At 65.2% G+C, this 26,120-nt stretch carries 26 protein-coding genes; 17 read left to right on the forward strand and 9 right to left on the reverse strand.

All coding sequences use genetic code 11. From position 1 onward, the window contains the following. The first annotated feature begins 24 nt into the window (after nucleotides 1-24). Both MAB_RS18555 and MAB_RS18560 read left to right on the forward strand, forming a co-directional pair. Nucleotides 25-894 carry a purine-nucleoside phosphorylase gene (locus tag MAB_RS18555; protein WP_005080743.1) on the forward strand — a complete coding sequence of 290 codons (870 nt, stop codon included), beginning with the start codon at nucleotides 25-27 and terminating at the stop codon, nucleotides 892-894. Next, nucleotides 891-2,504, forward strand: a complete 1,614-nt coding sequence (locus MAB_RS18560) for a phospho-sugar mutase (protein ID WP_005080741.1) — start codon at nucleotides 891-893, stop codon at nucleotides 2,502-2,504. The genes MAB_RS18555 and MAB_RS18560 overlap by 4 nt, the downstream gene beginning before the upstream one ends. A gap of 11 nt (nucleotides 2,505-2,515) precedes the next feature. Here MAB_RS18560 and upp read toward each other — a convergent pair whose 3' ends face one another. Next, nucleotides 2,516-3,157, reverse strand: a complete 642-nt coding sequence (upp, locus tag MAB_RS18565; RefSeq protein ID WP_005116009.1) for a uracil phosphoribosyltransferase — start codon at nucleotides 3,155-3,157, stop codon at nucleotides 2,516-2,518. 280 nt (nucleotides 3,158-3,437) lie between these two features. Here upp and MAB_RS18570 point away from each other — a divergent pair, with 280 nt between their 5' ends. The 7 genes from MAB_RS18570 to MAB_RS18600 all read left to right on the forward strand — a co-directional run bounded on the left by MAB_RS18570 (nucleotide 3,438) and on the right by MAB_RS18600 (nucleotide 9,689). After that, a complete protein-coding gene (locus MAB_RS18570) occupies nucleotides 3,438-3,764 on the forward strand; it encodes a type VII secretion target (protein WP_005070331.1) in 327 nt (108 codons plus the stop codon). Between the two features lie 2 nt (nucleotides 3,765-3,766). Next, nucleotides 3,767-5,119 (forward strand): C40 family peptidase, encoded by a 1,353-nt coding sequence (locus MAB_RS18575; RefSeq protein WP_005056137.1) that lies wholly within the window; start codon nucleotides 3,767-3,769, stop codon nucleotides 5,117-5,119. Continuing rightward, on the forward strand, nucleotides 5,094-5,447 hold the full coding sequence (locus MAB_RS18580; protein ID WP_005098393.1) for a hypothetical protein: 354 nt from the start codon (nucleotides 5,094-5,096) through the stop codon (nucleotides 5,445-5,447). The genes MAB_RS18575 and MAB_RS18580 overlap by 26 nt, the downstream gene beginning before the upstream one ends. Then, nucleotides 5,447-5,788 carry a YbaB/EbfC family nucleoid-associated protein gene (locus MAB_RS18585; protein ID WP_005056134.1) on the forward strand — a complete coding sequence of 114 codons (342 nt, stop codon included), beginning with the start codon at nucleotides 5,447-5,449 and terminating at the stop codon, nucleotides 5,786-5,788. Before MAB_RS18580 ends, MAB_RS18585 begins: the two co-directional genes overlap by 1 nt. Nucleotides 5,789-6,228: 440 nt before the next feature. Then, nucleotides 6,229-7,203, forward strand: coding sequence for a GAF domain-containing protein (locus MAB_RS18590; RefSeq protein WP_005080737.1), 975 nt, complete (start codon nucleotides 6,229-6,231; stop codon nucleotides 7,201-7,203). Nucleotides 7,204-7,266: 63 nt separating this feature from the next. Beyond that, nucleotides 7,267-8,265: a GAF domain-containing protein gene (locus MAB_RS18595; protein ID WP_005080736.1), complete on the forward strand. Its 999-nt coding sequence runs from the start codon at nucleotides 7,267-7,269 to the stop codon at nucleotides 8,263-8,265. A 95-nt stretch (nucleotides 8,266-8,360) separates the two neighbouring features. Then, entirely contained in the window at nucleotides 8,361-9,689 is a 1,329-nt protein-coding gene (locus MAB_RS18600) for a hypothetical protein (RefSeq protein ID WP_005111962.1), read from the forward strand. Between the two features lie 7 nt (nucleotides 9,690-9,696). Here MAB_RS18600 and MAB_RS18605 read toward each other — a convergent pair whose 3' ends face one another. From MAB_RS18605 to MAB_RS18615, 3 genes are read right to left on the reverse strand one after another with little or no spacing between them, the layout of a single operon-like run. Continuing rightward, nucleotides 9,697-10,785: an adenosine deaminase gene (locus tag MAB_RS18605; protein ID WP_005080733.1), complete on the reverse strand. Its 1,089-nt coding sequence runs from the start codon at nucleotides 10,783-10,785 to the stop codon at nucleotides 9,697-9,699. Next, nucleotides 10,782-12,071, reverse strand: a complete 1,290-nt coding sequence (locus MAB_RS18610) for a thymidine phosphorylase (RefSeq protein ID WP_005111964.1) — start codon at nucleotides 12,069-12,071, stop codon at nucleotides 10,782-10,784. Before MAB_RS18610 ends, MAB_RS18605 begins: the two co-directional genes overlap by 4 nt. Beyond that, nucleotides 12,071-12,469 (reverse strand): cytidine deaminase, encoded by a 399-nt coding sequence (locus tag MAB_RS18615; protein ID WP_005056128.1) that lies wholly within the window; start codon nucleotides 12,467-12,469, stop codon nucleotides 12,071-12,073. The genes MAB_RS18610 and MAB_RS18615 overlap by 1 nt, the downstream gene beginning before the upstream one ends. Nucleotides 12,470-12,812: 343 nt before the next feature. On the opposite strand from MAB_RS18615, the gene sdhC reads away from it, so the two are divergent. The 5 genes from sdhC (at nucleotide 12,813) to MAB_RS18640 (ending at nucleotide 16,900) form a co-directional block, all read left to right on the forward strand. After that, nucleotides 12,813-13,151: a succinate dehydrogenase, cytochrome b556 subunit gene (sdhC, locus tag MAB_RS18620; RefSeq protein ID WP_005056127.1), complete on the forward strand. Its 339-nt coding sequence runs from the start codon at nucleotides 12,813-12,815 to the stop codon at nucleotides 13,149-13,151. Then, nucleotides 13,148-13,630 (forward strand): succinate dehydrogenase hydrophobic membrane anchor subunit, encoded by a 483-nt coding sequence (locus MAB_RS18625; RefSeq protein WP_005080729.1) that lies wholly within the window; start codon nucleotides 13,148-13,150, stop codon nucleotides 13,628-13,630. Before sdhC ends, MAB_RS18625 begins: the two co-directional genes overlap by 4 nt. Before the next feature lie 25 nt (nucleotides 13,631-13,655). Then, nucleotides 13,656-15,410: a succinate dehydrogenase flavoprotein subunit gene (gene sdhA, locus MAB_RS18630; RefSeq protein ID WP_024571046.1), complete on the forward strand. Its 1,755-nt coding sequence runs from the start codon at nucleotides 13,656-13,658 to the stop codon at nucleotides 15,408-15,410. 1 nt (nucleotide 15,411) lies between these two features. Then, complete coding sequence (locus MAB_RS18635) at nucleotides 15,412-16,194, forward strand: succinate dehydrogenase iron-sulfur subunit (protein ID WP_005056123.1); 783 nt, start codon at nucleotides 15,412-15,414, stop codon at nucleotides 16,192-16,194. A 106-nt stretch (nucleotides 16,195-16,300) separates the two neighbouring features. Then, a complete protein-coding gene (locus MAB_RS18640) occupies nucleotides 16,301-16,900 on the forward strand; it encodes a carboxymuconolactone decarboxylase family protein (RefSeq protein ID WP_005111966.1) in 600 nt (199 codons plus the stop codon). Here the strand turns inward: MAB_RS18640 and MAB_RS18645 are convergent. Together MAB_RS18645 and MAB_RS18650 are read right to left on the reverse strand one after the other, a co-directional pair. Continuing rightward, the gene (locus MAB_RS18645; RefSeq protein ID WP_005111969.1) at nucleotides 16,897-17,805 is read right to left on the reverse strand and encodes a sigma-70 family RNA polymerase sigma factor; all 909 of its coding nucleotides are present in this window, start codon (nucleotides 17,803-17,805) and stop codon (nucleotides 16,897-16,899) included. The two genes, MAB_RS18640 and MAB_RS18645, sit on opposite strands and share 4 nt — an antisense overlap. 25 nt (nucleotides 17,806-17,830) lie before the next feature. Then, nucleotides 17,831-19,522, reverse strand: coding sequence for a tetratricopeptide repeat protein (locus MAB_RS18650; RefSeq protein ID WP_005088368.1), 1,692 nt, complete (start codon nucleotides 19,520-19,522; stop codon nucleotides 17,831-17,833). 195 nt (nucleotides 19,523-19,717) lie between these two features. Between MAB_RS18650 and MAB_RS18655 the strand changes: the two genes are divergently transcribed. Together MAB_RS18655 and MAB_RS18660 are read left to right on the forward strand one after the other, a co-directional pair. Further along, nucleotides 19,718-20,746, forward strand: coding sequence for an SMP-30/gluconolactonase/LRE family protein (locus tag MAB_RS18655; RefSeq protein ID WP_005080724.1), 1,029 nt, complete (start codon nucleotides 19,718-19,720; stop codon nucleotides 20,744-20,746). 65 nt (nucleotides 20,747-20,811) lie between these two features. Continuing rightward, nucleotides 20,812-22,101: a D-alanyl-D-alanine carboxypeptidase family protein gene (locus tag MAB_RS18660; protein WP_005056119.1), complete on the forward strand. Its 1,290-nt coding sequence runs from the start codon at nucleotides 20,812-20,814 to the stop codon at nucleotides 22,099-22,101. Here MAB_RS18660 and yhjD read toward each other — a convergent pair. The 3 genes from yhjD to MAB_RS18675 form a co-directional block, all read right to left on the reverse strand. Further along, nucleotides 22,098-23,126 carry an inner membrane protein YhjD gene (gene yhjD, locus MAB_RS18665; protein ID WP_005080722.1) on the reverse strand — a complete coding sequence of 343 codons (1,029 nt, stop codon included), beginning with the start codon at nucleotides 23,124-23,126 and terminating at the stop codon, nucleotides 22,098-22,100. The two genes, MAB_RS18660 and yhjD, sit on opposite strands and share 4 nt — an antisense overlap. A 19-nt stretch (nucleotides 23,127-23,145) precedes the next feature. Further along, a complete protein-coding gene (gene trpS, locus MAB_RS18670; RefSeq protein WP_005111973.1) occupies nucleotides 23,146-24,168 on the reverse strand; it encodes a tryptophan--tRNA ligase in 1,023 nt (340 codons plus the stop codon). A gap of 64 nt (nucleotides 24,169-24,232) precedes the next feature. Further along, on the reverse strand, nucleotides 24,233-25,054 hold the full coding sequence (locus MAB_RS18675; RefSeq protein WP_005080720.1) for an exodeoxyribonuclease III: 822 nt from the start codon (nucleotides 25,052-25,054) through the stop codon (nucleotides 24,233-24,235). Between the two features lie 153 nt (nucleotides 25,055-25,207). On the opposite strand from MAB_RS18675, the gene MAB_RS18680 reads away from it, so the two are divergent. Continuing rightward, on the forward strand, nucleotides 25,208-26,086 hold the full coding sequence (locus MAB_RS18680) for an alpha/beta fold hydrolase (RefSeq protein ID WP_005080717.1): 879 nt from the start codon (nucleotides 25,208-25,210) through the stop codon (nucleotides 26,084-26,086). Nucleotides 26,087-26,120 lie beyond the last annotated feature (34 nt).

A 26,120-nucleotide genomic window follows, 5' to 3' on the forward strand; every position in this document is an offset into this window, starting at 1 on the left:
CCATCATGGTTAGGCTCCGTAGCTGTGACCGATGAGGCCCCCGCACGCGGGAGGTACCCCCAGCCCGCGCGACGAGTCGACGACGCCGATGACCGGCTAGCTCCCGACGATGCCGCAGCCCTGGCCGCCGCGGAGATCGCGACCCGTACCGGCGTCCCGGCCCATCGTGTCGCGGTGGTCCTCGGATCCGGCTGGGCGCCGGCGGCCGGGGAACTAGGCACCCCCGCAACCACGATTCCCATGGCGGAGCTGCCCGCATTCAGCCCACCGAGCGCGGCGGGGCACGGCGGCTCGGTGTTGTCGGTGCCGATCGGCGGTAGCGACGAGCGGATGCTGATCCTGCTGGGCCGGATCCATGCGTACGAGGGCCATGATCTGCGTCATGTGGTGCATCCGGTGCGCACGGCCTGCGCTGCCGGCGCGCGGACGATCATTCTCACCAACGCGGCGGGAGGTCTGCGCGAGGATTACGCGGTGGGCCAGCCGGTACTGATCAGCGACCATCTCAACCTGACGGCCCGATCACCCCTGGTGGGTGCACAGTTCGTCGACCTTGTCGACGCGTACTCTCCGCGACTTCGGGCCTTGGCCCGGGAAATCGACGACAACCTCACCGAGGGGGTGTACGCAGGCCTACCGGGTCCGCACTACGAGACTCCCGCGGAAATCCGCATGCTGCGCACGCTGGGCGCGGATTTGGTGGGCATGTCGACGGTGCAGGAAACCATCGCGGCGCGGGCGGCCGGGGCCGAGGTGCTGGGGGTTTCCCTGGTGACCAACCTCGCGGCCGGAATGACCGGCGAATCCCTGAATCATGAGGAGGTGCTGGCGGCGGGCCGAGCGTCGGCCACCCGCATGGGCCAACTTCTACGCGCGGTGATTGGTCGGCTATGACTGTGGCAGCAGAAACGATCCAGGAGTGGATCGACCACGACCCGGATCCCCAGACCGTCGCCGAGCTGCGCGCGTGCTCCGAAGACGAGCTTGCCCAGCGTTTCTCGGATCCACTGGTGTTCGGCACGGCGGGCCTGCGCGGCCCCGTGCGCGGCGGCCCGAATGGAATGAACCTGGCGGTGGTGTTGCGCACCACCTATGGGCTGGCCAAGGTCCTCAAGGATCGATGCCTGGGCGGCTCCACCGTGGTGGTGGGCCGCGACGCCCGCCACGGATCCGAGAAGTTTGCGCTAGGCGCGGCCGAAGTCCTTGCTGCCGAAGGATTCACGGTGGTGTTGTTACCCCGTCCGCTGCCGACGCCGGTGCTGGCCTTCGCGGTGCGGCAGGTGGATGCGGCGGCAGGCATCCAAATCACCGCATCCCATAATCCGCCCGCGGACAACGGCTACAAGGTGTACTGGTCGGGCGGAGCCCAGATCATCTCCCCCACCGATCGTGAAATCGAAGCGGCAACGGCGGCAGCGCCTTTCGCCGATCAAATTCCCCGCACCCCGGTCGAGCCCACCGGCGAGTCCTTGATCGATGCCTATGTTCAGCGCGCCGCGACGGTGCGCCGCGGCGCGGGCAACTTGCGTGTCGTCCTCACCGCACTTCACGGGGTCGGTGGCGCCACCGCCGTGGCCACCCTGAACGCCGCGGGCATCACCGACATCCACCTGGTGGACGAGCAGTTCCAGCCGAATCCGGACTTTCCCACTGTCGAGTTTCCGAATCCGGAAGAACGAGGCGCCTCCGACGCGGTGCTGGCCCGGGCCGCCGAGGTGGACGCGGCCCTGGCGATCGCCCTCGATCCCGACGCCGATCGATGCGCCATCGGAGTCCCCACCACCACGGGTTGGCGCATGTTGTCTGGAGATGAAACCGGTTGGCTGCTGGGCGATTACATTCTTTCCACACAACCGGATTCCTCGATTCCTCCGGTGGTTGCCAGCACGGTGGTCTCCTCACGCATGCTGGCGCGCATCGCGGCATCCCTCGGCGCCCGCCATGTGGAAACCCTTACGGGGTTCAAATGGCTGGTACGCGCGGCAGATTCCGATCTCGTCTATGCCTATGAGGAAGCCATCGGTCATTGCGTGGATCCGGTGGCGGTCCGCGACAAGGACGGCATCTCGGCGGCGGTGCTCGCCTGCGACCTGGTCACCCATCTACGCGAGCTCGGCACCAGTGTGGAGGAAAAACTCGAGAACCTTGCGATCCGGCATGGCATCCACGTGACCTCTCAGGTGTCACGGCGCATGGACTCACTCGAGGACATCGAAGCGATGATGACCCGACTGCGCCAGAACATCCCCGCTGCCTTGTCCGGATTTCCCATCACCGCGGAAGATCTTCTGGAGCGACGCGGCCAGCAGCGCACCGACGCGGTGGTCCTCTCGGGCGAGATCGGCGGGTCGTCCATCCGTCTGGTACTCCGGCCGTCGGGAACCGAACCAAAAGTCAAGTGCTACATCGAGGTCCGCGAACCCGTGATCACCGACCCCACCGTGGCGCGGATCTGGGCCGGGGTGGTGGTCTCCGAGCTGGAGGCTTACGCCCGGAACATCTGACGCGGCCCGAGCTATCGGGGCCCGAACTGGCGATCACCGGCATCGCCCAACCCGGGCACGATGTAGGCGGCGTCGTTGAGACCCTCGTCGATCGTGGCAGTGAACAGCCGCACGGACGTCGACGGGCCGAAACGCTCAGCGCACTCTTGGATCGCCGTCACACCCTGCGGAGCCGCGACCACACAGAGCATGGTGATGTCGGCGGCACCGCGCGCGTGCAATAGCTCGAGTGTGTAGACCATCGATCCGCCGGTAGCGAGCATCGGGTCCAGCACGAACACCGGCTGCGCCGAGAGGTCCGCCGGAAGCGATTCCAGATACGGAGTGGGTTGCCAGGTGTCCTCATCGCGCGCCATCCCCACGAATCCCACACGCGCCTCGGGGATGAGGGCGTGCGCCTGATCGACCATGCCCAGTCCCGCCCGCAGAACCGGCACCAGCAACGGCGGATTGGCCAATCGGTAGCCCGTTGTCTCCGCCACCGGCGTGCGCACCGTCGACGACTCCACCGGCACCGAACCGGTGGCCTCGTAGACGAGCATCAGGGTCAGATCTCGCAGCGCAGTCCGGAAAGCCGCGTTGTCGCTGCGGGCATCGCGAAGGGTGGTCAACCGGGCCGCGGCAAGCGGATGCTCAACTACGTGCACATGCATGGACCGACCCTAAAGCAGCAAGCATCGATCCCCATCACCGCGGGTGTGACGGGCATCACCGCGAACGCTCAGTGGGCGGATATCTCAGTATCGTTCCCAGCAAAGCCGAGCAAGCTATGCTGAGCAGGTAATACGACGGGGTGGCCACGTTGCCGAAAAATCTTTCAAAAAGTTTGAGAAAGATGGAACCGAATCGCGACTACACCCGTCGTATCCAAGTACAAGGCGAAAACTGCCCGAAAACAGGCGGTAGCCGAACCACCGAGGAGATGGAGGGGACATGCCAGAGGAATTGTCGGCCGATACAGATTTGTTGCGCGGCGTTGGCGGCGTACAGATGGGCATGGGCGGAACGCTCGCGGCGGTGGGCACCGCTGTCAGCATCTTTCCGGTCGCCGCGCTGGCCCCTGTCTTTGGCCCGATCGGCGCTCACTATCTGGGCGCCTTCGCGATGACCTCGGCCAAGCAAGGGCTCGACGTCGGTCAGCTCGCGATGAACGTCACCGAGTCCGGCGTGACCACCAACGTGGCGAGCAACGGCTATGACGACGCCGACGACAACATCGGTAAGAACATCAGTGCCACCGTCGAGGGAATCGAGGCCTGACCATGGTTGAGACAAGTCCAATCTCGCCCAGCCGCTTGTCCGAGGCTGTCAACACCAACTACCCGGATTTCTCCAACAATCCCTTCTCTTCCGGCTTGATCGGGCCAGCCATGGACATGGCGGGCACCGTCGGTCCCGGCCAGTTCAAGGAGGGCCAGGACCCCAGCAAGATGCTGGAAAGTGGCATGCAGGTCATGCAACAGGTCATGCAGCAGGGCCTGCAGGCGGGTAGCTCACTCATCGGCTCCTTCGCCGGTGCCGCCGCTCAGGCCCTGGGACAGTTCGCCGGCATGGCGGGCCAGGCACTCAGCAGCATGGCCACCCGCAGCGGCGCCATGGGCGCCAACGTGGGGCAGGCATCCGAGTCGACGGCTCGTGCTACCAGCCTGATCACCGAGGCTCTCCAGGAGTTCCAGCACACCTCGGAGGCATTGACGCCGTTGCTCTGGGTTCCGGGTGTTGCCGCGGAGCTCGCGGAGGCGGCCAGCCGATGCACGGCGCGCGTTGCCGAGCACACCGCGCAGCTCGAGGGTGAGCTCGCCGGACAAGCCGGCGAACTCACCGGCATGGCGGGCGCCGACATGGGCAACCCCGCCACCCCTGCTTCGGGGAGCGTCCAGCCCGCCATGTCGGCCATGCAGGGCGGACTTCAGGCCGGAACACAGGCCATGTCCGGTGTCGCAAGCGGCGTCACCCAGACCATGAGCTCGATGGGCCAGGGCCTCGGCCAGATTCCGCAGGCTCTCACCGGTCTGCTCAGCGGTGCCGGTGGCGGTAGCGGTTCCGCCAGCGCGCTGGCGGGCGGCTCGGGACTGAACGGCATTGCCGCGGGCGCCCTGGCCAACCCGTTCGGAGCGGGCGGCGGCCACGCCTCCAGCACCGCCGGTGGTACCTCCAGCGGGTTGGGCAGCGCCAACGCCAGCGCGGCCAAGATGCTGCTCGACCCGCGCAGCATGGGCAAGGGCGTGCAGCTGTTCCTCCCGGACGGCAGCACCAGCCAGGCTCCGAATGCCGCCGCCGCCGAAGCCGTGCGCAAAGCGCTCAGCCAGGTGGGTGTGCCCTATGAGTGGGGCGGCACCAAGCCCGGCGTCGGCCTGGACTGCAGCGGCCTGACCCAGTGGGCCTACGGGCAGTCCGGCGTCGATATCCCTCGCCTTGCCCAGGAGCAGGGCGTGGGCGTCAAGGTCGATCAGGGATCGGTGATGCCGGGTGACCTCGCGGTGTGGGATGGCCACGTCGCCATGGTGATCGGCAACGGCATGATGGTCGAGGCCGGTGATCCGGTCCAGATCTCCCCGATCCGAACCACCAACGCCGGACAGGGATTCCATGGATTCTACCGACCCACTTCCTAGTTCGGGAGTGCCGCGGCCCGAGCCGCGTGCGAGCATCGATATGACAAATCGTGCTCGCACGCTGCGGGTCAAGGTCTCCGAATTCGGCCTGCCGCTTGAGGTTCACATCGAACCCGACATGCTCAGTCGCGGCGCGTCGGCACTGGCACAGGAGATCAAGAACCTGTGCGAACTCGGTGCCGCGCGCTGCGGCGCGGCACGGCGCGAGGAGCTTGCCGAAAGCGGCATCCCTGACTACCTACTCGACAGGATCGGCCTGGCGACGCCAGCTCAAGTCGCCGATATAGAACTGCGGCAGTCCGAAGAGCAGATGGAACGGAGATCCTGATGACCGAACCTGACCTCACCTTCTTCCGGGCGCTCGAACAGCAGTACCAGGAGACCATGACGCGGGCCCGCGCCGGCGGCCATATCCTGAACAGCGCTGTCGAGGAGTTGAAAGGCCTTCGGGGATGGGCCCGTTCGGCGCAGGGGCATGTCGAGGCGGAAGCCAACGGCAACGGTGCGCTGACCAACCTGAGACTCGACGACTCCGTCACCAAGCTATCGCCCAAGATCGTCGGGCAGATCGTGGTGGCCACCGCGGCCGCGGCCGCGGGGCAGGCGTTCGATCATCGTGAACGCGTGCTGGCGCAGCTGCTGGTGGACCTCAAGAATCCGCAGCCGTAACCGATTACGAGTCATAACGGCGCAGGCTCGCTGCACTGCGGGCCGGAGCGGACGCGGGCCCACCCCTACACCCCAACGCCTTACGTCGACTCTTAAGTCGTTGGGCCAGTACGGCATTGGAGGACCAGGTGGGCACGTGGGCACCAAAATACTACGGTCGCCGTCACACCTACCGACCCCTCGTTTGCGCACCGGTAGGTGCTCGTGGCGACCAATTCGATGGGCTGTGTGCGCGGCCTTGAGACCGCCGGGCATAGCCCATCGACGCTGCGGGCACGGCCCGAAGACACAGGGTCCGTACTTAGCCCGCCGATCGCGGGAGCCAGCCGAAAATATCGCGTCTGACCTGGTCTTCGCAACCTTTTGGGAATACTGGGCCCCCTTGCCCAGCGGGCGGCGCTGCCGGATCGGCGCATGTCCTGCGCTGATAGCATCCGAATGTGGCGCGCGAGTGGCTGCTCCTGGAAACACTCGGTGACGAGCCAACTGTCATCGCATCCGGCAGCCAGCCACGGAACATGGTGCCCCTGAGCACATTCCTGCGCCGCAATCGTAATCTCGGCCTGCTTCGCCGAGTCATCACCGCCGCGACAAAAGCAAACAAGGCCCTCACCATCGGCCCACCCGATTCGGACTCGGTCATCGACGTCCGCCCGGTCGCCATGCCCGACGGCAGGGTGCACGGCGTATGGCTGTGGACGGGATCGACGGCGCCTCACACCGTCCCGCCCGCCGAGGGCGGTGCGGTGGTTCTCAACGCCGATACCGGCGTCCTGCGCATCAGCGACGGCGCCGCGTTGGCCATGGGAATCGCCGCGGACGAACCACACGACGAAATAAGCATGCCCGAGCTCTACCGCTATCTTTCGCCCAATCCCGGCGAGACGGACGTCCTCGGGCTGATCGTCACCGCGACGGAGGGCATGACCTACAGCGCCACCTGGCCCGGCGTGGACAGCGACGGAAAGCCCACGTTGTGCCACTTCGCAAGCCGGCTGGTGCTGGAGCCCAATGGTGACGGCGTCCCCGAGCGTCTGGGGCGCGCGATCAACTTGCGAGTGGGCCAACCTGCCCCGCCGGTACCGCTGCTCGAACAACAAGTCCTCGAAGCCGCCAGCGAACCTGGCGCGTATCGCGCCCTGGTCATGATCGCGTCACGCAAGTTACTCAAGTGGATCGATCCGCCTGCGCCCGAATGGCATTGGGAGTTCGACCCACTAGGCCGCGCGAAAGTTCACCCCGACGATGAGGCGAACCTGAACTTCATGATCGACAACTCCGTCTTCGGCGCCACCGAGGCAGTGATCAGGTTCCGTTGCCATGACGACAGCTGGGAATCACTGCACTGCGCCACCCAAGTGGTCCGCCTCAACGAGAATGCGACCGTCGCACTGATCACCTTGCGTCGCCGTTAGCCGACCACACCGGGCCGAAATAAGGGACCGCGCGACGTCGCCGAAAATTGCTAACATCCGCGCATGTCACGCGATTGGATGCTGCTAGAGACCCTGGGCGACGAACCCACGGTCATAGCCATCGGATCGCAGGCGCGCAACCTGGCGCCGCTCGAGTCCGTGCTGCGCCGCAACCGGCACCGGCCGCTCATCGAGGCCGCGATCGCCGACTGCCGGCGCACAGGTGAGGTCACGGCAGCCTTCACGCCCGCGCGTGATCGCGTCGTGCACGTGCATCCGATATCCATGGACAAGGCCAACATCCACGGCGTGCACGTCTGGTTCGGCCCGGTCGACGTCGACCCGCCGCCACGCCCCCTGGCCGGGGCCTGTCTGGGCGACCTGGATACTTCCCTGACGACGCTGACCGCGGAATACTTCGAGGTCATGGGTTTCGACCCGCAGAACAGATCCGAGCGGCAAGCCATTGCCGAAGGGCTGGCGCCCGTGCTGCCGAGCCCGCGGAACACCGAGCTGATGGCACACGTGGTGAACCCTGAACTTGATTCCACCTTCTGTGGGACCTGTCTGGCGGCGGACCACCAGGGGAACACCTTGCAAGTGCACTACGCCGGGCGGGCATCCAAGGAGACCGATCCGGCGGGAGCGGTGGCTCGCATCAACAGAATCATCTGCACCCGGGTGGAGAATCGTCCTGCCGAGCCTCGGGTGGGATTGGCGCAGCAGATTCTGGAAGCGGTCGCCACGCCTGGCGTGCACCGGCTGTTGATGAATGTCGACACCTTCGCCGTACTCAAATGGATTGACGAGCCGTACCCGGATCTGGCGTGGCGTTACAACCCGGACCGGCCCGAAACCATCCACCCCGACGACGAAGCGTCGGCACGGCGGATGCGCGACGAGCTGCGGGCCGGCTCAACCACCGGAGTGTTGCGGGTGCGGGCCATCTCCGGCGGGTGGTTGCGACTGCGTGCGTCTGCGACGAAGTTCGCATTGCGCGACAACGCTTTTGCCGCACTTGTCACCCTGGCACCAGCGCCCGCGGTAGATGCGGAGGCATAGTTCACCGGCGCCCGAGCGACTCTTGTTGCCTCGGTCACGCCGATTCTGGCGGTGGGTCTTTCCCTCGGGCCGCGCCTTCTGGCTAGGCTTGCCGCATGGCTGCTGACATCGTTCCCATCGAACTCGGGCTCACCGAAGGTGACGTAGTCACCCTGTGGGCCCCGCGGTGGCGCGACGCCGGAGACGAGTGGGAAGCGTTTCTGGGCAAGGACGACGATCTATACGTGTTCGAGTCGGTCGCCGATCTGGTGGCCTTCGTCCGGACCGACAACGACAACGACCTGGTCGATCACCCGGCGTGGTCCACACTGGCATCGCTGTCTGCCGACGAGCTGGAGCCGGACGACGACAACCGCTACGACCTGATCGGTGTACCCGAGCTGGTTGCCGACAAGCCCACCGAGGACGCTGTCGACACCTTGCGCGCCACGCTGGCGATCGTCGCGTCCATTGGCGCGGTCTGCGAGCTGGCCCCCATCAACAAGCTCATCAACGGCAACCCGGTGCTGGGCACGCTGTCGGGCGGGGCCGAAAGCTTCACGGGTAAAGACGGATTGAAGCGGTGGAACCAGATCGGCACCATCGTCGGCAAGTCATGGGACTCCGTGATCGACGCCATCGACGAGATCGCCGCAACACCCGATGTCGACGAGGAACTCTCCGCTGCCGCGGACGCCGAGCTGCTTGCTGCCGCCGAGAATGCCGTCGATAAGGACGACGACCTCGAGGACGACGACGAGCTGGACCTTCTTGACGAGGATTCGGACTCGGACGACGAGAGTTCGGACGACGCCGAGGACGAGTCCGACGATGCGGCCGAAGACGACGACACCGAGGACGAAGACACCGCGGATGACGACGTCGTCCTCGGCGGCGACGAGGACTTCTGGCTGGAGGTCGGTATCGACCCGATCCAGATGATCACCAACTCGGGGACCTTCTACACGCTGCGCTGCTACCTGAACGACGAGCCGATCTTCTTGGGACGCAACGGAAGAATCAGTGTGTTCGGCTCCGAGCGGGCGCTGGCCCGGTACCTCGCCGACGAACACGACCACGATCTGGCCGATCTGAGCACCTATGACGACATCCGCACCGCCGCCACCGACGGATCACTGCGGATCGATATCACCGACGACAACATCTATGTGTTCACCGGCCTCGCCGACGACCTGGAAGACGGCGTTGACGAGGTGGACCGGGACCAGCTGGAGCTGGCCGTGGAGCTGCTGACCGACGTCGCCGAATACTCCGAGGATGACAGCGTCGACGCGGAGTTGGACAGCGACACCCCGCTGGGCAAGCTGGTCGGGCATCTGCTCGAGCCCGAAAAGCACGACGAACCGAAGGGCCCGTTCGTCGACGCCGCCGAACGTTGGCGCACCCTGGAGCGGGCGATGGAGGCGCGGCTGCGGCGCGAATAGTGCGCCGCTAGCCGATCAGGACCGCGTACCCGGGCTTGATCACGTCATCGATGATGGCCAACCGCTCATCGAACGGGATGAAGGCGGACTTCATCGCGTTGATGGTGAATCGCTGCAGATCGCTCCAGCCGTACCCGAACGTCTCGACCAGGCGCAGCATCTCGCGGCTCATCGTGGTGTCGCTCATCAGCCGGTTGTCGGTGTTCACCGTCACCCGGAACCGCAATCGCGCCAGCAGATCGAAGGGATGGTCGGCCAGGCTTTCGACAGCACCGGTCTGCACATTCGAACTCGGGCACAGTTCTAACGGCACCCGCTTGTCGCGCAGCAGCGAGGAGAGTCTGCCCAAATGTGCCGTGCCGTCGGGGCCGATGTCGATGTCGTCGACGATGCGCACCCCGTGGCCCAGCCGGTCGGCACCGCAGAAGGCGATCGCCTCATGGATCGAGGGCAATCCGAATCCCTCGCCGGCATGGATCGTGAACCGGGAGTTGGCGTTCCGCATGTACTCGAAGGCGTCCAGATGACGGGTCGGCGGATATCCGGCCTCGGCGCCGGCGATGTCGAACCCGACGGCACCCCGGTCGCGGAACTTCACGGCCAGCTCGGCGATCTCCCGTGATCGCGCGGCGTGCCGCATCGCGGTGACCAAGGTACGCACCTTGATGCGCTTGCCCGCGGCACTGGCTTGCCGCTCCCCGTCGGCGAACCCGGCCAGCACGGCATCCATGACGTCGTCAAGAGTGAGGCCAGCGTCGATGTGCAGCTCCGGCGCAAAGCGGACCTCGGCGTACACCACGCCATCGGCGGCGAGGTCTTCGACGCATTCGGCGGCCACGCGATGCAGCGCGGACGCCGTCTGCATGACACCCACCGTGTGTGCAAAGGTCTCCAGATACTGCTCCAGCGAGCCACTGTCGGCGGCGGTCCGGAACCATGAGGCCAGGGCGGTTTCGTCCTGCGCCGGCAGGTTTTCGTACCCGGTTTCGCGGGCTAGGTCCAGGACGGTGCCTGGTCGCAAACCCCCGTCCAGATGATCATGCAGTAGCGCTTTGGGAGCCTGGGTGATTGACACCAAATCAAGTTCGGCCGTCACACCGGAAGTCTATCGATGATGAGGGGGGTAGCGGTCGGTGCCGCACCGATCTCCCACCCACCTTCCAGCGCGTCGAGCGCGGCGGGCAATCGCTCCTGGGTGTCGGTATACAGCGTGAACAGTGGTTCTCCGGCTACCACCGCCTCCCCCGGCCGACGGTGAATGCGCACCCCGGCACCGTGCTGCACCGCCTCCCCCGGGCGGCTGCGTCCGGCACCTAGGCGCCAGGCCGCGATCCCGACAGGCATCGCGTCGATACGGCGCATGACACCACCGACCGGGGCCAGCACGGTCTCCTGACACTGCCCCAGCGGTAGTGGCACGGCGAGGTCACCGCCCTGCGCGTGGATCATCGTGCGGAACACGTCCATGGCGGTGCCGTCGGTCAGCGTCGCGGCCGGATCCTTGCCGTCGATCCCGGCCGCCGCAAGCATCTCGCGGGCCAGCGTCACGGTGAGCGCGACAACATCCTCGGGCCCTCCCCCAGCCAGCACGTCGAGCGATTCCTGCACCTCGACCGCGTTTCCCGCGGTGGCTCCCAATGGGGTGTCCATCGCGGTCAGCAGGGCGCTGGTGGCCACCCCGTGCGCGGTACCCAGATCGACCATCGCCGAGGCCAATTCACGAGCGCGCTGTTCGGATTTCATGAACGCGCCCGCGCCGACCTTGACGTCCAGAACCAGCGCGGCGGTACCTTCCGCCAGCTTCTTACCCATGATCGACCCGGCGATGAGCGGAATCGACTCGACGGTGCCGGTGATATCCCGCAGCGCGTAGAGCTTTCGGTCGGCGGGCGCCAATGACGCCCCGGCCGCGCAGATCACCGCTCCCACGTCGGAAAGCTGCTGACGTATCTGGTCATTGGAGAGATCGACACGGATACCCGCAACGGATTCGAGCTTGTCGAGGGTGCCGCCGGTGTGTCCGAGGCCACGCCCGGAAAGCTGTGGAACTGCCGCTCCGCAGGCCGCGACCACCGCGACCAGCGGCAAGCTGATCTTGTCGCCCACTCCGCCGGTGGAGTGCTTGTCGACGGTCGGCCGGGACAACCCGGACAGGTCCAGCCGCTCGCCGGACGCCAGGATCGCCGCTGTCCACGCCGCCGTCTCGGCGCCGTTCATGCCGCGCAGATAAATCGCCATCAGCAGAGCCGCGACCTGTTCCTCACCGATGTCGCCGCTGGTGTACTGGCCAATCAGCCAATCGATGGCGGCCGGGCTCAGCTCCGCGCCGTCCCGCTTGGTGGCGATGATCGACGGCATATCGAAGGCATATGTATTTGCCATCAGATGCGCCCCCGGTCCAAGTCGTCGGGCCCGAAGGCATCCGGTAGCAGCTGCGCCAGGCGTCGCGGACCATCAGCATGGTCGATCAGCAGGTCCGGACCACCATGCTCGAGAAGTAGCTGACGACACCGGCCGCAGGGCATCAGCGGCTCACCGCGGGAATCAACGCAGGAGAGCGCCATCAACCGCCCGCCCCCGCTGGAGAACAGGGCACACACCACAGAACACTCCGCACAGAGACCTAGCCCATATGAGACATTCTCCACATTGCAGCCGGAGATCACCCGGCCGTCGTCGACGAGCGCCGCGGCACCCACCGGATACTTCGAATACGGCGCGTATGCGTGCTTGGTCACGGCATATGCCTTGTCCCGCAATTCATTCCATTCGATTTTCACGACCCGGAGACCTCCCTGTCGACCCCACGAGAGTCGCATCGGCTCATCATTTGCTCGTGCAAGGTTTACCTAACTTACTTTGGAGTACGGTGCATTTCGGCGCAATTTCACGCTTATGCGATTTCGGTGCCACATCGGATTGGGTTTAGAGTTCGGATGACGGTTCGCCGACCACCGTTGGGCCATCGGATGCGCGTCATGGACGCCCCCATTCACCGCACCGTTTGGCCCCAGTCCACCATTGGTGTTGGAGGCCCACGTGACGACTGCGACGCCCGAGACGGCCAGCTCTGGCCGCGAAGGTAATCGCCTCAAGCGATCGCTATACCGTGGTGATCCAGGAATGTGGTCCTGGGTCCTGCATCGCATTACCGGTGCCACGATTTTCTTCTTCCTCTTTGTCCACGTCTTGGATACCGCGCTCGTGCGGGTTAGCCCCGAGTCCTACAACTCGGTGATCGAGACCTACAAGACCCCGATCGTGGGCCTGATGGAGCTCGGTCTGGTCGCGGCGGTGCTGTACCACGCGCTGAACGGCGTCCGAGTCATCCTCGTCGATTTCTGGTCCAAGGGCCCGCGTTATCAGCGCCTGATGCTGTGGATCATCGGCGCGGTCTGGTTCGTGGTGATGGTTCCCGCAGTGACCCGGATTCTCATGCACATGGCGGAGCGTTTCCTATGACAACTCCTCAGACCGGTTCGCACACGAGCGTTCGCGCCAGCGGCCGCCCCGCTCCCGTGCTGGAGCGCAACTATGACCGCCCTGCGGCACTGGACAATCCGCGCGCACCCCGACGGGGTTCGGGCATGCCCAACTTCGAGAAGTACGCGTGGATCTTCATGCGGCTCTCGGGCGTCGTCCTGATCTTCTTGGCGCTGGGCCACCTGTTCATCATGCTGATGTGGGACAACGGCGTGTACCGCCTCGACTTCAATTTCGTGGCGCAACGCTGGGCAAGCCCGTTCTGGCAGACCTGGGACCTGCTGATGCTGTGGCTGGCTCAGCTGCACGGCGGTAACGGCATGCGCACGATCATCGCCGACTACACCCGCAAGGATTCGACCCGGTTCTGGCTCAATTGCTTGCTGGCACTGTCGATCATCTTCACGGTTGTGCTCGGCACGTACGTCCTGCTGACCTTCAACCCGAACATCGGTTAGGGGCTTTTTCACTATGGGTTCCCCCATCATTCAGGAACATCGGTACGACGTTGTCATCATCGGCGCGGGCGGTGCGGGTATGCGCGCCGCCGTGGAGGCCGGACCCCGAGCTCGTACTGCGGTACTGACCAAGCTGTACCCGACACGTAGCCACACCGGGGCAGCCCAGGGCGGCATGTGCGCCGCGCTGGCCAACGTCGAAGAAGACAACTGGGAATGGCACACCTTCGACACCGTCAAGGGTGGCGACTACCTCGCCGACCAGGATGCCGTGGAGATCATGTGCAAGGAGGCGATCGACGCCGTCCTCGATCTCGAAAAGATGGGTATGCCGTTCAACCGGACACCCCAGGGCAGAATCGATCAGCGCCGCTTCGGTGGCCACACTCGCGATCACGGTAAGGCGCCGGTACGCCGGGCCTGCTACGCCGCTGACCGCACCGGGCACATGATCCTGCAGACGCTGTACCAAAACTGCGTCAAGCACGATGTCGAGTTCTTCAACGAGTTCTACGCACTGGACATCGCACTCACCGAGACGCCGAACGGCCCGGTGGCCACCGGCGTCGTCGCCTACGAGCTGGCGACCGGCGATATCCACGTGTTCCACGCCAAGGCAATTGTTTTCGCCACCGGCGGCTCGGGCCGTATGTACAAGACCACCTCCAACGCGCACACCCTGACCGGCGACGGCCTGGGCATCGTGTTCCGCAAGGGACTTCCGTTGGAGGACATGGAATTCCACCAGTTCCACCCGACAGGCCTTGCCGGCCTGGGAATTCTGATCTCCGAAGCCGTCCGTGGGGAGGGTGGCCGTCTGCTCAACGCCGACGGCGAGCGCTTCATGGAGCGCTATGCCCCCACCATCGTTGACCTCGCGCCTCGCGACATCGTCGCGCGGTCAATGGTTCTCGAAGTGCTCGAAGGCCGCGGCGCCGGACCGAACAAGGACTACGTCTACATTGACGTGCGTCATCTCGGTGCGGACGTGCTGGAAGCCAAGCTGCCGGACATCACCGAATTCGCGCGCACCTACCTGGGCGTCGACCCGGTGACCGAGCTGGTTCCGGTGTACCCCACCTGCCACTACGTGATGGGCGGTATCCCGACCAACATCCACGGCCAGGTGCTACGCGACAACGACAACGTGGTTCCCGGCCTGTACGCGGCCGGCGAATGCGCCTGCGTGTCGGTGCACGGCGCCAACCGGCTGGGCACCAACTCGCTGCTGGACATCAACGTGTTCGGTCGGCGGGCGGGCATCGCCGCGGCCGAGTACGCCGAGGCCCACGACTTCATCGATCTACCGGAGAACCCGGCGACGATGGTCACCGAATGGGTGGCGGACGTGCTGTCCGAGCACGGCGACGAGCGGGTGGCCGACATCCGCACCGAGCTGCAGCAGTCGATGGACAACAATGCCGCGGTGTTCCGTACCGAAGACACCCTCAAGCAGGCGCTCAACGACATCCACGCGCTGAAGGAGCGGTACAGCCGAATCACGGTGCACGACAAGGGCAAGCGCTACAACAGCGACCTGCTTGAGGCCATCGAGCTCGGCTTCCTGCTCGAGCTCGCCGAGGTGACCGTGGTGGGCGCGCTCAACCGCAAGGAATCGCGTGGCGGCCACGCCCGCGAGGACTACCCCAACCGCGACGACACCAACTACATGCGACACACCATGGCGTACAAGCAGGGTGCCGAGCTGCTGTCCGACATCCGGCTGGACTACAAGCCCGTTGTCCAGACCCGGTACGAGCCGATGGAACGGAAGTACTGAGATGACTGCGGTTATCGAGAAAGCCGAAGCAGGCGACCCGCCGCTGCCTCCGGTCCCCGAGGGCGCGGTCATGGTGGATCTGAAGATCCAGCGTTTCAACCCCGAGGATCCCGACGCCGCGGGATGGCAGACGTTCCGGGTACCCTGCCTGCCCACGGACCGGCTGTTGAACCTGCTGCTGTATGTGAAGGGCTACCTGGATGGCACCCTGACCTTCCGCCGGTCGTGCGCACATGGTGTGTGCGGTTCGGACGCCATGCGGATCAACGGTGTGAACCGGCTGGCCTGCAAGGTGCTGATGCGGGACCTGCTGCCCAAGAATCCCAAGAAGACGCTCACCATCACCATCGAGCCGATCCGCGGCCTTCCCGTGGAGAAGGACCTCGTGGTCAACATGGAGCCCTTCTTCGACGCCTACCGCGCGGTGAAGCCGTTCATGATCACCAGCGGCAACCAGCCCACGCGCGAGTACATCCAGAGCCAGACCGACCGTGCGCGCTTCGATGACACCACCAAATGCATCCTGTGTGCCTGCTGCACCACCAGCTGCCCGGTGTTCTGGAGCGACGGAAGCTACTTCGGCCCGGCCGCAATCGTCAACGCACACCGGTTCATCTTCGACAGCCGCGACGAGGCTGCCGCGGAGCGCCTGGACATCCTCAACGACGTCGACGGGGTGTGGCGCTGCCGCACCACGTTCAACTGCACCGACGCCTGCCCGCGCGGCATCGAGGTGACCAAGGCGATCCAGGAGGTCAAGCGCGCCCTGATGTTCGCGCGCTGACCGAGATCTACCCCCGCCGGGTGTGAGCATTCACCGCTCATGCCCGGCGGTTTTTTCTGCCCGGGATGCCCTGTCACACATCTGGGTGCTGCCTCGTCATACGAGTATGACCACTACATCACGTATCGCTCCGATCGCCCCACCGAACGCCTCGCTGCTTACCCGCTTCATGTACCGGGTGACCAAGCGGCGCTATGGCCAAGTGCCCGAGCCCTTTACGGTGATCGCCCATCATCGCAAGCTAATGGTGGCGGCCGCCGTGCACGAGCAGATGCTGGGCAGCGCATCGCAGGTGCTGCCGACGAGCGTGCGGGAACTTGCGGTGTTCTGGACCGCTCGCACGGTGGGCTGCTCATGGTGCGTCGACTTCGGCTCCATGCTGCAGCGCCTCGACGGCTTGGATGTGGACCGTCTCAAGGCTATCGACGACTACGCGACCTCACCGCTCTACACCGAGGACGAACGGGTCGCCATCGCGTACGCCGATGCCATGACCGGCAACCCGCACGACATCACCGACGAACAGGTCGAGGATCTGCGGCGCCGGTTCGGCGATGCCGGGGTCATCGAACTGACCTATCAGATCGGTGTCGAGAACATGCGCGCCCGCACCTACGCAGCATTGGGAATTACCGAGCAGGGCTTCAACTCCGGTGATGCCTGCCGGGTTCCCTGGGCCGCCTCCCCTGACCCGATGGGCACCTAGGCCTCACGCAGCGGAGTGCCGGAGAACTTGTCGGGATTGCTCACATCCCAGACCGCCAGCACCCGCCCGTCGCGCACGGTGAACGCGCTCACCCGGGGCAGCACCGGTCTGAAATTCGGATCGGTGTCTGTCTCGGTCAGGTACATGCCGAACTGCCCGTTCACCAACGCCGGGTTGATCGCCTGCGTCATCTGTGGGCCGTAGCGCTCCATCAGCCCGAGCAGGAAACGCGCCACCTTGTCGGGGCCGTGTATCACGCGCACCGCGGTCGGAGCCTTGCCGTCGGAATCACCCGTCATCGTCACATCCGGATGCAGCAGCCGCACAACGGCTTCCACACTCCCGGACATGAGGGCCTCCAGCAGCTCGCCCACCACCTCGTTGTGTTCGGCATCGGCCACCGGCTCAGGGGTGGCGGTCACCATGCGCCGCGCACGCGAGGCCAGCTGACGCGCAGCCGCATCGCTGATGCCGAGGATGTCGGCAATCTGCTTGAACGGTACCGAAAATCCGTCATGCAGAACGAAGGCGACCCGCTGATCGGGTGCTAGCCGATCCAGCACCACCATGGCAGCGAAACGCGCGTCCTCGCTGGCCACCAACGCCGCCAGGGGATCATCGCCGTCCAGGCCGGTGACCACCGGCTCCGGAAGCCATTCCCCCACATAGGTTTCTCTGCGGTAGACGGCCGATCTCAGCCGATCCAAGCCGAGCCGAGAGACCACCGTGGTCAACCAAGCCGCCAAGTCCTCGATCTCCGCGGTCGTGGAATACAGGCGCAACCAGGCATCCTGCACGATGTCTTCGGCGTCGGCGACACTGCCGGTGAGCCGGTAGGCCACCGCCTGCAGTCGCGGGCGCAACGCCTCGAACTCATCGGTGCGATCGCCTGCTCGAACCACCATGGCTTCAGCCTAGGCCTTGCCGTGATTACGGATTGGGATCGCTCAAGCAATAGGCGACGCCCGGTGCCGGAACGGGAAACGTTTCCATTGTCTGGCTCGGCGGACAGACCAAAGGCCCTTGACCATCAACTCGTTTCTCAACTTTGAGGTGCGCCCGGGGATCGCCGCAGGGCACGTTCTTCGCAGAGAGGTCAAGTGTCCTACCTGAACCGTAGCCGGGCCACTGGTAGCACATTGCTTCCCGAAGATTCTTTGCCAGGCACGGTGTTGAGAACGCTGATCCTCCAGATAAATACTGGTAATAGGCAGCGTTCGGACATGTTGGCGTTGACAGGGTCGCCACCCGGAATACCGCACGAGGGTCGGCGCAGTCTGTGATGGTGATCGGTGACCATACGCGGTCGCCCGTGGCCTGGGCGCACCGTCCGATCTGGAGCTGTCTGGCGTAATCACCCGCGCTGACATGGGAATTGTTGGTGGCGGGCAGTGGATTATGATGCGCTCCGCTTGCGACGCAGGCAACGGCCCGGACCAAGACGAACCCGACAATGAAGATCATCCAAATCCTGGACCTGATCTTGCGTTGTTGCGGAGTTTGCGACTTCCGAGGCGGGTTCCCCATGGAGCCCAGCTGATTATCCAGATATGCATCCCACCTCGGGCCCGGCTTATCCGAGAGGCTGCCTTGACAGAGCTTGAGTACCCACTTGATCCCGATCCATGCTAATCCCGCGACCAGCCCAACTCCCGGAATGAGCACCAGTGCTACACCAACCATCACAGCGGGATGTCGCGTTACGAGCCAAAGGATCGGCAGCGCGCTGGCGACCACAATCCATCCAACAAACCAGCCGACCAGCTTCACGGTCCTTGCGAACATGGCGCGCAGTGACGAACGCACCCTCAACAGGGCCTCTGTCAGTAGTAGCAGGCTCGCAGCTGAAAATCCGACGGGCAGGGCCCTGGACCACCAGGTCTCTGGGAGCCAATCAACGGCCAGAATGATCGTCGTGCTCCCGCTGGGGACAGTGAGTACCAGCGGAAGCAGCAACGCACGATGGAGCGCTGTCGCCACTACCAGCCGAACGTTCGGAGCGCGTTGCGGGTCAATCTGTAGCGCCCGGCGCATCGTGCGGAGTCCAGAGCTTCGCAACGAACGCATGGCTTCGTCCCGCGCCAGCTCCGTCATGGCTGTCGTGTCTTCCGGGTCCAGCTCAAGCGTTTTGCGCCAAGCTCTTTCGCGGATATCGCGATACTCGGGTTCGGTGTACAGAAAGCCGATGATCCGATGAAACGCAGGCTCCTCCGGCTGCAGTGCTACGGCACGTTCGGCAGCTTTACGCGCAGCCTCCTGCTTTTTCGCCTTCGTTTCAGAGCCTGATAACGCACGGCCAGCGGCGTTGTTGAGCACGACTGCGAGCTGGTAATAGTTCCAGGCGTCCTCGGCACCCAGTGCCACTGCGCGCCTGGCGGCCCTAGTTGCCTCGGCAGACTTGCCCAATCCGGTGAGTACGATAGCGCGCAACCTGTACAGATAGTCCCATTCTGGACTCTCGGCGACCAGCCGGTCCACCACCGGCAGCGCGACCCTTTCTTGGTCTGCGGCAATCAGACAGCGGACAAGCAGAATCCGCAGCGCCGTGTTGTCAGGATCCGCCGCCAACGCCTCTTCAACGTAACGTTTCGCATCGGCTGCGCGGCCGATGTCGAGAAGCATCTCGACATGTTGATACCCAGAAATAACTGCTCCGCTTCAGCTACTACCCGAAACCACAGAAAGCCTGATTGTACATGATTTACCGGTATTTCACCTAGGGCTGGCAAATAATACAGGGAGGCGATGAGGTCGAGCGCCGCAGCGATTTGAGGCGTCCGGACATTACTCAAAGGCCGGTAGGCCCATACTCTTCCGATGGCCAAGCCGTCGATCGATCCCGTCCGCTGGCAGCCGCCCGGAGTGCGGGCGCTATCCCTGGAACCGCAGCCACTACCCCGGCTGAGCATCGTGGCGCTGCCCGGCCACGGCCCCGAAGACGTAGTGGCCGATGCCGCCGGCAACATCTGGGCGGGGGTGGCGGACGGGAGGATCTTTCGCATCTCGCCGGACGACACGGAGGGCGCGGCAGTCACGCATGTCGCCACCACCGAGCACCCGCCCCTGGGCCTGCACATCGCACGCGACGGCCGGGTGCTGATCTGCAGCCGCGACAAGCTCCTGGCCCTGGACCCAGCCTCCGGAAAGATCGAGCCGGTGGTCACCAAGGTCGACGGGCCCCCGCTCATCTTCTGCTCCAATGTCACCGAATCTATGGACGGGACAATCTATTTCAGCGAATCGACGGCGCGCTTCCCGTTCGAGCAGTTCATGGCGGCCATCCTGGAGGGCCGTCCTACCGGGCGAGTGTTCCGGCGCGACCCGGACGGCACCGTGACCACCATCGCCACCGGACTGGCCTTCACCAACGGCGTCACGATCACCGCCGACGGGTCCGCCTTGATCATCGCCGAAACCGTCGGTCGCCGGGTGAGCAGGTATGCGCTCACCGGCCCGGCCGCCGGCACACTCACACCGATCGTGGAAGAGATTCCGGGCATGCCCGACAACATCAGCACCGGCGCCGACGGCCGGATCTGGATCACTCTGGCCAGCCCGCGCAACGCACTCGCCGAATGGTTACTTCCCCGATCGCCGGCAATCCGCAAGGTGCTGTGGCGGCTGCCCGATGCCCTGCTCCCCGGCACCGATACCGATCCGTGGGTCATCGCCGTGAACCCCGACACCGGCGATGTGTTGGCCAACATCACCGGCAAATCGCGGGATCTGCGTACCGTCACCGGGGTCGTCGAATCGGGCGGACGGCTGTGGATGGGCTGCATCGGTTCATCGGCGGTGGGCCACATCAGCCTGGCGGATATCGCGTCGTCCAGCAGCGGCCCATAAGTCACATCCGACACAGGCGTAACATCCCCCAGTTCAGAGTGGTGTTCGCTTACTGTGGCAAGGCGATGACCACCTGGACTCCTGCGCCCGACCGCCGCCCGTCGCCGCGGACCGCCGTGACGCGCCTCGCCGCGGCCACCGCCGCCGGGTTGATCGTCGCCGTCCTCCCGCTGTGCGCGCCGCCGCTCGCGAGCGCCGAGCCCGGGTTCACACCGCCCGACACCAGCGGGTGCCCCTATAAGGTCGTCACCCCGCCTGCCGTCGACACTTCCGAGGTACCCAAGGCCGGCGGCGACCCGCCCGCTCCACTGCCGGTGCCGGCCAAGCCCATCGGCGGCGAGATGCTCGGACGCTGCGATGTGATCACCCCGGACGGGGCCGGGCCCGTGCCCAACGACATCTCCGCGGAATCATGGCTCATCGCCGATCTGAACACCGGGAATGTGGTGGCCGCCAAGGATCCCCACGCCCGCCATCGCCCCGCCAGCGTCATCAAGGTGCTGGTGGCCATGGAAGCCATCAACAACCTGAACCTCAATCAGGCAGTGGTAGGCACCCAAGAGGACGCGAACAGCGAGGGCACCCGGGTCGGCGTCGATGTCGGCGGCACCTACACGGTCCGCCAGCTCCTGACCGGTCTGCTGATGAACTCGGGCAACGACGCCGCGCACGCACTAGCGGTTCAGCTCGGCGGAATGGATGAGACCGTCGCCAAGATCAACGACATGGCGCAGAAACTCGGCGCACGAGATACCCGGGCGGCCACCCCCTCAGGTCTCGACGGCCCCGGCATGAGCACCTCGGCCTACGACCTCGGCCTGTTCTACAAATACGCGTTCGCCGACCCCACCTTCGCCGACCTGGTCTCTGCGCCCAAGGCCACGTTCCCCGGCCACCCCGCCAAACCCGGTGAACGCGATGACCATCCGGCCTATGAGATGACGAACGACAACAAGCTGCTGTACAACTACCCGGGCGCGCTCGGCGGCAAGACCGGCTACACCGACGACGCCCAGCAGACCTTCGTCGGCGCCGCCGAACGTGATGGCCGCCGGTTGGTGGTCACCATGCTGCGCGGCACTCGGCTGCCGATCGCACCGTGGGAGCAGGCGGCACACCTTCTCGACTATGGGTTCTCCACGCCGCGCGACGCCTCGATCGGCAAGCTCGTCGATCCAGATCCGTCACTGTTGACCAAACCGCATGCCGACGACACCCCCTCGGCGCAGGCCGCGGGTCTGCCCGCCGAGGCGATCAACAGCGTCCCGGTCCGGGTGGGCGTGACGATCATCGGTGCGATGATCGTGTTCGGACTCATCCTCGCGGCGCGCTCACTCAACCGCCGACAGGCTTAGTCGCCGCCGCGCCCCAACCAGGAAATCCCCAGCGCGCCGATGACTCCCGCCCCGAAGGCGGCGATCACTCCCAGCTTGGATGGCCGCTCGACCGTCTCGACCCGGGTGGTGATGACCACGGGCTCGGGCGGCGGCACGTGTGCCAATGGCCGGTTCTCGTCGGAGGTGGCCGCCCACGCGGTGGCATACAGCAGCAGACGCGCCGTGATGTAGGCAAACACCATGATGCCCAGTACCGGCCCGAACGTGGACCCTGCCGGTCCGTGCATGATCACGCTCAGGTAGATCGAGGCGACCTGTTTGAACAACTCGAAACCGATCGCCGCGATGAGCCCCGCCCGCACCGAACTCGAGAACGGCAGCCGCTCCCGGGGCAGCCGCGCGATCATCCAGGTGAACAACGCCCACGAGAGCACCGTCGCTATCGCGATGGTCACGACCTTCAACAGAACCGACGGGATGGCGACGTCATGCAGTCCCATCCAGCCGAGTATTCGCAGGATGGTTTTCTCGTCGCCGACGGCGGTCACCGCGATGGTGAGGGCGAGCGCTACAAACGTGGAACCGAGCGCGAGTAAATCCGACAGCTTGCCCTTGACGAAGTTCTCCGAGTCGTTGGGCTGTTCCCACATGGCACTGAGCGCCGCCCGCACGTTGGCCATCCAGCCCAGTCCGGCCCAGGCCGCGGTGGCTAGACCTGCGATACCCAGGCTCGTGCGCGAGGCGATCGCCGTGTCCATCAAATTGATTAGCTGGTTGCCCACCTCGCCGGAGATGGCCCCGCTGATGCGCCCGCGTAGCTCCGCAATCGTGTCCGGCCGCCGCGACAGCACGAACCCCATGACGGCGAAGGCGACCATCATGAGCGGAAACAGCGCGAAGACGGTGAAGTATGTGATTCCCGCGGCGAAGAAGTTGCCGTTTACCTTCCCGTACCGCTCCTGCATGCGCATGATGTGGTCGAACCAGGGAAATCTGGCGCGATAGCGGTCAAGGATTCCAGGCTTGTCGTCTTCAGCCACCACTCACCGCCTCTGCTGTTAACTACCTCGCGGGCCGGACAAACCCTATCCGGTCATAGACCTCGGTGAGAGTCTTCTCCGCCAGCTCCCGGGCACGCGCCGCACCGGAAGCCAGGATGTCGTCGAGCGCCGCGGTGTCGCTGAGCAGCTCATTCGTCCGGTCACGGACCGGTGTGACGAATTCGATCAGCGCCTCGGCCGTGTCTTTCTTCAGGTCCCCGTACCCGCGCCCGGCGTACCCGTCCACGAGAGTCTCGATATCGGCTCCGGTGAGCGCGGACTGGATGCTCAGTAGATTGGAGACACCCGGCTTGGCGTCCCGATCAAAGCGGATCTCACGGTCGCTGTCGGTCTGTGCCGACTTGACCTTTTTGGCCGAGACCGCCGGTTCATCGAGCAGGTTGATCAGCCCGGCGGGAGTGGAGGCCGACTTGCTCATCTTGACCGTCGGGTCCTGCAGGTCGTAGATACGGGCCGCGTTCTTCGGCACGAACGTCTCCGGCAGCACGAATGTCTGGCCGTACCGGCCGTTGAATCGCTGCGCCACATCCCGAGTCAGTTCGAGGTGCTGACGCTGGTCGTCACCCACCGGCACCACATTGGTCTGGTACAGCAGGATGTCGGCCGCCATCAGCACCGGATAGGTGAACAGGCCTACCGTCGTGGCGTCGTTACCCTGCTTGGCCGACTTGTCCTTGAACTGCGTCATCCGGGCAGCTTCCCCGTAACCGGTCAAACACCCCAGTACCCAAGCCAATTCGGCGTGTGCGGGTACGTGGCTCTGCACGAAGATGGCGCTCTTGGCCGGGTCGACGCCGAGTGCCACGTACTGTGCGACCACCGCGCGGGTGCGCCGCCGAAGTTCCTCGGGGTCTTGGGCGACCGTGATCGCATGCAGGTCGACGACACAGAACAGCGCCTCGTACTCGTGCTGCAACCGCACCCACTGCTGCACCGCACCCAGCACGTTTCCGAGGTGAAGAGAATCGGCGGTGGGCTGAATACCGGAGAACAGGCGTCCCCGGGCGGCGGTTTCGGCAGTCATAGTGCATCCATCCTGGCATGCCCGGTCAAAGCGATTCTGGCTGCCGCTCTGGCCGCAAGGCGCCCTACCGGTACTCCACCGTCACCGGGGCGTGATCGGACCAGCGCAGCGCGTAGGCATCGGCCCGCTCGACCCTCGCCGAATGTGCCCGTCGCCCAAGATCGGCCGTGGCCAGGTGATAGTCGATGCGCCACCCGGCATCGTTGTCGAAGGCCTTGCCGCGCCACGACCACCAGCTGTACGGCCCGTCCACATCCGGATGCAGTAGCCGGAAACTGTCTACCCAGCCGGCCTCGAGCAACGAGCCCACCCATGCCCGCTCCTCCGGCAGGAAGCCGGCCTTCTTCTGATTTGCCTTCCACGCCTTGATATCTCGTTCGGTATGGCCGATGTTCCAATCGCCGCAGATCACCGTATCCCGCCCACTGGCGGCCAGGACGGCCATCCGCGCGCCCACGGCGGCCATGAAGCGCTCCTTCTCCTCCTGACGAGCGGTGCCCGCCTCACCGGTGGGCAGATAGATGCTCGCGACGGTCAGGTCGCCGATCTCGGCCTCCAGGTACCGGCCCGACTCATCGAATTCGCCACCGTCGGCGTCCAGGGCCACCCGGGTGGAGGCCGCCGGAACGCGGCTCAGAATCCCTACGCCGCTGCGTCCCTTCACGCTGGAGGCGGCACTCACCACCTGCCACCCGGCGGCCAGGGCTGGGGCCAGCGCCTCCCGCAACTGGTCCTCCTCGGCGCGCACCTCCTGCAGACACACGATGTCGGAGCTCGTCTGCTCCAGCCAGGGCAGCAGTCCCCGATTCTCCGCGGACCGCTCCTTGACGGCCGCACGAATGCCATTGACGTTGATGGTGGTGACGGTGATCTTCTGGGCGCTCATCGGTCGCCGACGATAGTCGAGCGCCCTGACAGTGATGAGCCGCTGGGGCGAAGAACAACCAGCACTGCGGAGTAGGCGAAGAAGACGGGGCACGGTAAATTGACGCAACAGACAGTAATGTCAACGCAGATGTTGGCGCACTAGGAGGACCGCATGCTGGAAGCCATCTTGTCGAAGCCGTCAAACCGGCGTGCACCCATCGAGATGGGTGAGGGTGAGCCGGTCCTGCTACTGCATCCGTTCATGCTGTCGCAGTCGGTATGGGAAACCGTTGCCGAGCAGCTCGCCGACGCCGGGTACGAGGTGTTCGCGCCCACGTATCCGGGACACAACGGTGGCGGCCCGATGCCCAAGCTGCCTCCGTTCTCACAGCGGTCGGTCGACGTGTACCTGGACCAGATCGAACAGATCATGGATCAGAAGGGCTGGGAGACAGCACATCTGGTGGGCAACTCGCTGGGCGGCTGGATCGCCCTGGGCCTGGCACTGCGCGGCCGCGCCCGCAGCGTCACCGCTATCGCGCCGGCCGGTGGCTGGACCAAGTACTCGCCGCTGAAGGCGGAGATCGTGGTGAAGTTCGCGGCCATGCTGCCGTGGCTGGCATTCTCGCGGCTGCTGGGGCGCCGCGCGGCGGGGCTGCCGTTCGCGAAGTTCGCCACTGCGCGCATGCTGTGCGGCGAGACCGAGGCGCTGAGCCTGCCGGACTTCCACAGCATCTTCGAGGACATCACGCACTGCCCGGCGTATTTCGCGTCGCTGACGTCGATCCTTCCCGCACCGGGTCTGGAGAACCTCGACACCATCTCGGTGCCGGCCCAGCTGGTGCTGTGCGAGAAGGACGAGATCGTGCCCCCGGGCCGCTTCGGCAAGCTGATCGGCGAAGGACTGCCGGGCAACGCACGGCGGATCACGCTGGCGGGCATGGGCCATGTGCCCATGCTGGAGGCGCCCGGTCAGGTCACCGAAGTGATCACCGACCTCATCGATCCCTTGGTTTCGGCCAAGCGCAGCGCCGCGTCCGACGCCGGATAGCAACACGTAAACGCCGACACGCCGCGTTCTGCGC

Origin of the sequence: Mycobacteroides abscessus ATCC 19977, assembly GCF_000069185.1 — a bacterium.
GTDB lineage: Bacteria > Actinomycetota > Actinomycetes > Mycobacteriales > Mycobacteriaceae > Mycobacterium > Mycobacterium abscessus.